The 2,112-nt window shown below is 65.4% G+C and carries 2 pseudogenes; one reads left to right on the forward strand and one right to left on the reverse strand.

Features of this window, described 5'->3' with window-relative positions:
- Positions 1-149 precede the first annotated feature (149 nt).
- A pseudogene (locus ABZY44_RS37565) lies at positions 150-1,807 on the forward strand (ISAzo13 family transposase).
- Positions 1,808-1,830: 23 nt separating this feature from the next.
- Here ABZY44_RS37565 and ABZY44_RS37570 read toward each other — a convergent pair.
- Positions 1,831-1,980, reverse strand: a pseudogene (locus ABZY44_RS37570) (transposase); the annotation flags it as partial.
- Positions 1,981-2,112: the final 132 nt, after the last annotated feature.

A 2,112-nucleotide genomic window follows, 5' to 3' on the forward strand; every position in this document is an offset into this window, starting at 1 on the left:
CGTGGGCAGATACAGGCGGCGGTCGATCAGCGTGCGGCCGCGGGCACCGGCATACGCGAGGAAGACACCGACCTGGCAATTTTCCGTGCGGCCCGGGGCCCGTATTTCAATTAGTGCTCGGTAGAGGGGTGTTGGTGGGAGTCTGAGATATGACTTCGTGTCTGTCACGCCGTGCTGCCACCCGTGCTCTGCGAACTAAGTTCGATCAGATCCTGCCGCACTTCGATGAGCGTCGCCGCCGGTTGTACCTGGCCAGTGAGGCGACGGCCCTCGGGCACGGCGGGATCGTCCGGGTCGCAGCCGCCTCCGGCACCAGCACTGCCACCATCGCGCGAGGTATTGCCGAGCTGGCCGGTTGCTCCTCGCCGACCCGACGAGTCCGAGCCCCAGGCGCCGGTCGCAAGCGGCTCACAGACACCGACTCCGGCCTGCTGCCCGCGCTGCAGTCGCTGGTCGAGCCGCACACTCGAGGCGACCCCGTCTCTCCGCTGCGATGGACCACGTTGTCGTTACGGGCTCTGGCCTCGACCCTCACCACACAGGGCCACCCGATCAGCGCTTCAACCGTCGGACACCTGCTGCACACCCTGGGCTACAGCCTGCAGGGGACCGCAAAGACAACAGAAGGCATCAGCCATCCGGACCGTGATGCCCAGTTCACCCACCTCAATGCCACCGCCACCGAGTTCCTCAACGACGCCCAGCCAGTGATCAGCGTCGACACCAAGGCCAAGGAATGGCTCGGCAACCGTGACCGGCCCGGTCGCACCTGGCGTCCGGGCAAGAACGCGATCAAGGTGGACTGCCACACGTTCACCACCAACGACCAGCCCATGGCGATCCCCTACGGGATCTACGACATCGCCAACAACACCGGGTGGGTCAACGTCGGCACCGACCACGACACCGCCCAGTTCGCGGTGGAGTCCATCCGCCGCTGGTGGCAACACCGCGGACGGCCGGACCACCCGAATGCCGGCCGGCTCCTGATCACCGCCGACTCCGGCGGCTCCAACGACCCCCGCCGCTGGACCTGGAAGAGCAACCTGGCCGCCTTCGCACGAGAGAGCGGCCTGGAGATCACGGTCTGTCACCTACCGCCGGGGACTTCGAAGTGGAACAAGATAGAGCACCGGATGTTCTGCCACATCACCGCGAACTGGCGGGGGCGACCGCTGACCAGCTACCAAGTGGCCCTCGAGACCATCGCCGCCACAACAACCAAGACCGGCCTGGCCATTGGGGCCGAACTGGATACAGGAAGCTACGACCTCGGCATCAGCGTCACAGCCGCCGAGTTCCACGCCCTTCCGATCACGCCCAACGCCTTCCACGGCGACTGGAACTACACGCTGTCTCCCGTGCCACCGCGAACGCCCGACGCGCCGGCAAGCACTCGCCGGACCGATCCGGCCCTGACCATGATGCTCACCGAACCAGCCCTGACCGGCATGTCACGAACCGCTTTCGACCATTTGGTGGCGGTCTCGGAACCCTTCTGGGACGCCATGGCCGAGGCGGCATTCCAGAGACGCTTCCACCGTCCGCGCAGCTACCGCCACCCGCAGACCAGCAGCGTGGACCACACCCACCGGCTCCTGGCAGCCATCCTGCGCCGCCGCAGAGCGGTGACCATGACGTTCCTGGCCCAATTGATGGGCGTCAAGCGCACCAACCTGTCCATTCAGTACCAGGACGCAAAACGGCTCCTGGACCTGCACGGAATCCTCGTCACGCCGATACCCGGATCGCCCGCCCGCACATTGGCACAGCTACACGCCCGAACAACCCTCGGGGAAACCCGTGATTGACAGTTATTGAAATACGGGCCCCCGCTGTTCCCGAATATTGGCGCTGGACTCCGGCGGAGCGGACACCCTTCTTCAGGAACCCGGTGTCATCCACGATCAGGACGGCTTCCGGGTCTCCGAGGTGTTCGACGACGTAGTCGCGGACGTCGTCGAGGACTTCATCGGCGTCTGAGGTTCCCCCGGTGTGCGGGAGGTGCTGATCAGCTGGTCAGGGCGGGTTGACGTGGTTTCAGGTTCGTTCGTTCGGCCGTTGCCTGGTCGGCGTAGTGCTTTTCCTCGAACTCGATGGGGCTGAGGTAGC

The sequence above is a fragment of the Streptomyces sp. NPDC006544 genome, assembly GCF_040611715.1.
Lineage (GTDB): Bacteria > Actinomycetota > Actinomycetes > Streptomycetales > Streptomycetaceae > Streptomyces.